This window comes from Rheinheimera mesophila, assembly GCF_000986865.1.
In the GTDB taxonomy this organism is placed as follows: domain Bacteria; phylum Pseudomonadota; class Gammaproteobacteria; order Enterobacterales; family Alteromonadaceae; genus Pararheinheimera; species Pararheinheimera mesophila.
In genome coordinates this window covers 1-3,057 of sequence record NZ_LAVS01000045.1, presented here as the reverse complement: position 1 = coordinate 3,057, position 3,057 = coordinate 1, and the positions used below count along the sequence as shown (strand labels likewise).

At 46.2% G+C, this 3,057-nt stretch carries 1 protein-coding gene and 1 rRNA gene; both read right to left on the bottom strand.

Features of this window, described 5'->3' with window-relative positions:
* A 16S ribosomal RNA gene (locus SD53_RS12285) occupies positions 1-706 on the bottom strand; the annotation flags it as partial.
* A 584-nt stretch (positions 707-1,290) separates the two neighbouring features.
* Complete coding sequence (locus SD53_RS12280) at positions 1,291-2,919, bottom strand: methyl-accepting chemotaxis protein (protein ID WP_046520530.1); 1,629 nt, start codon at positions 2,917-2,919, stop codon at positions 1,291-1,293.
* Between the last annotated feature and the right edge of the window lie 138 nt (positions 2,920-3,057).

The following is a 3,057-nucleotide window of genomic DNA, read 5'->3' as shown; positions in this document are numbered from 1 at the left end:
CACTGGTATTCCTCCAAATCTCTACGCATTTCACCGCTACACTTGGAATTCTACCCCCCTCTCACACACTCTAGTTTCCCAGTTTCAAATGCAATTCCCAGGTTGAGCCCGGGGCTTTCACATCTGACTTAAAAAACCGCCTACGTGCGCTTTACGCCCAGTAATTCCGATTAACGCTTGCACCCTCTGTATTACCGCGGCTGCTGGCACAGAGTTAGCCGGTGCTTCTTCTGCGAGTAACGTCAAAATGATGTGCTATTAACACACCACCCTTCCTCCTCGCTGAAAGTGCTTTACAACCCGAAGGCCTTCTTCACACACGCGGCATGGCTGGATCAGGCTTGCGCCCATTGTCCAATATTCCCCACTGCTGCCTCCCGTAGGAGTCTGGACCGTGTCTCAGTTCCAGTGTGGCTGATCATCCTCTCAAACCAGCTAGAGATCGTCGCCTTGGTGAGCCATTACCTCACCAACTAGCTAATCCCACGTAGGCGCATCCGATAGCATGTGGCCCGAAGGTCCCACACTTTGGTCCGTAGACATTATGCGGTATTAACAGTCGTTTCCAACTGGTATCCCCCTCTATCGGGCAGCTTCCTACGCATTACTCACCCGTCCGCCGCTAGGTCCGAAAACCCCGCTCGACTTGCATGTGTTAGGCCTGCCGCCAGCGTTCAATCTGAGCCATGATCAAACTCTTCAATTAAAGTTTAATTGCTACAAAAGTAGCTGCTCAGTATCACTGACTTAAAACATCCGCTCTTTCGAACAGATAACTGTATAAGTCACTTCACTGATTAATATTCTTTTGCGATTGCTCGCTGCAGAATCCAAACCGTGAGTGCCCACACAGATGATTGATTGCTTATTATTAAAGAGCATGCTGAACCGTGTTCAGCGGGAGGCGTATCTTACACTTCCCAGAATTTGTGTCAAGGTAGCGGCTTGAAATTATTTATCAAACTCACCCACTCAACCTGCTTCGCTTCACTTTTGAGCCTTTCGGCTCCACCGCGTTGCGAGGCGGCCATTTTAGTGATTTTCAATCTCGTGTCAAGCGATGTTTTGCATCATTTTTCACTTCATTTCAAAACCACCCCAGAGCTGCTTTCGCACCACCCCGTTGGCATGGCGCGCATTATAGGGAGTTTTTCATCCTGCACAACCCCTAACATGACAATTTGATGATATTCCTGCCCGTTCGCTCAGAAATAAAACAAAACGGGCAAAAAAGAGACTTTTTTGCCCGTTTTATACACAGAAATAGCGATTATTATAGAAAAGCAGTTGTTACACCTTAAATTGCTTCACCAGCTCTTTTAAATCCTGACTCAGTTGAGTCAAACGTTGGGTCGATTGATCACTGCCTTTAATAGCGCCAGCGGTCTGATGCACTAACTGACTAATAGTATGTACGTTCTGATCCACTTCACCGGCCACCGCACTTTGTTGCTCGGCGGCTGTCGCTATATGCGCGTTCATATCAGAAATCTGGGCTATGGAATTGGCAATATCTGTCAAGGCTTGCTGCACTTGAGCAGCCAGATTGATATTCAGTTCTGCCGCTGTTTTACTTTCCTGTACAGCCGCAGTCATTTGTTGAGTACCTTGTTGCAGCTCAGCAATAATACCGGAGATTTCCTGAGTCGATTTTTGCGTTTGATGTGCCAAAGTACGCACCTCATCAGCAACCACAGAAAAGCCTCGGCCATGTTCACCGGCTCGAGCCGCCTCTATGGCTGCATTCAGTGCAAGTAAGTTAGTCTGGTCCGCCAGCTTATTAATGATATTCAGGACATGGCTGATATTTTGCGACGACGTATATAAAGAAGCGGCGGCGACTGAGCTTTGTTCTATCGTTTGGCTTTGCGTATGAATGCTGTCTACCGACGCCTTCATCAACTGCATGCCCTGCTGAACCAAAGTTTCAACCTGGCCTGTCTCATGATTCGCCTGCTCGGCACTTTGGGCCACTTCAGCGATGGCAGAACTCATTTGAGTAATAGCGGTTGCGACCATATCGGTCTCTTGTTGCTGTTGCACACTCTCTCTAGAAATTTGCTGAGATATGCGAGCAACATCTACCGCACTTTCACTTACTTGTACTGAAGTCACACTGACTGACGTAATCAACTGACGTATTTTGCCAACAAAGAGGTTGAAAGCGGTAGCCAATGCGGCTAATTCATCTTTGCCGTCGTAACTAAGTTTCACTGTTAAATCGCCATCTCCGGATGCGATATCTTGCATGGCGGAAACAACATCGGTCATAGGTTTGACCACTGAACGTGTCACATACCAACTCAAAGCCAACATTAAACCAACTACCAGCACCACCAGAACGGCCAGTTGCATTACGACCTCATAAAAAGACGCATCTACATCATCGATATAAATACCGGTTCCCACTATCCAGCCCCAGGGTTTAAACAACTCTACGTGAGTAATTTTAGGCACTTCTTCCGTAGCACCAGGTTTAGGCCAGTTATAAAATACTGAGTGCGAGCCATCATCAGCTACGCCATCGGCCATATTCTGGAACAAAGGTTCGCCTTGTTTATCTTTAAAACTTGCGACATCTTTGCCATCCAGATCTGGCCTGAACGGGTGCATCAACATGGTGACTTGTTGATCGATGACAAAATAGTAGTCGTTTTCTTTATAGCGAAGAGATTTCAGTTCGGCTAATGCCAGTTGTTTTGCTTTGGCCTCATCTAATTCGCCTGCACCGACTTTACTGTGATAGTTATTGACTAAAGCTACGGCAACCTGAGACAGGTAAAGAGTGGAAAGGCGTTTTTCTTCAAGGATACTTTGCTTTAAACCAGAAAGGACTAACCAACACACCAGGATTTGACCAAGAACGGCCACACCTACTATGGCAAAAAGCCGGGTTTTGATACTCAGATTTTTTAACATGCTCTAGCCTGTACAAGACGTATCTTTTTGTTTTGTAAAGGATAGGCCGAAGAGTAGAAATAGCAAGGGTTAAGAAAGCTAAGCTGGTTATTGGCTAATTCGTTTGAGTAGGTTTAAAAAATGTTTTTTTGAAAATTT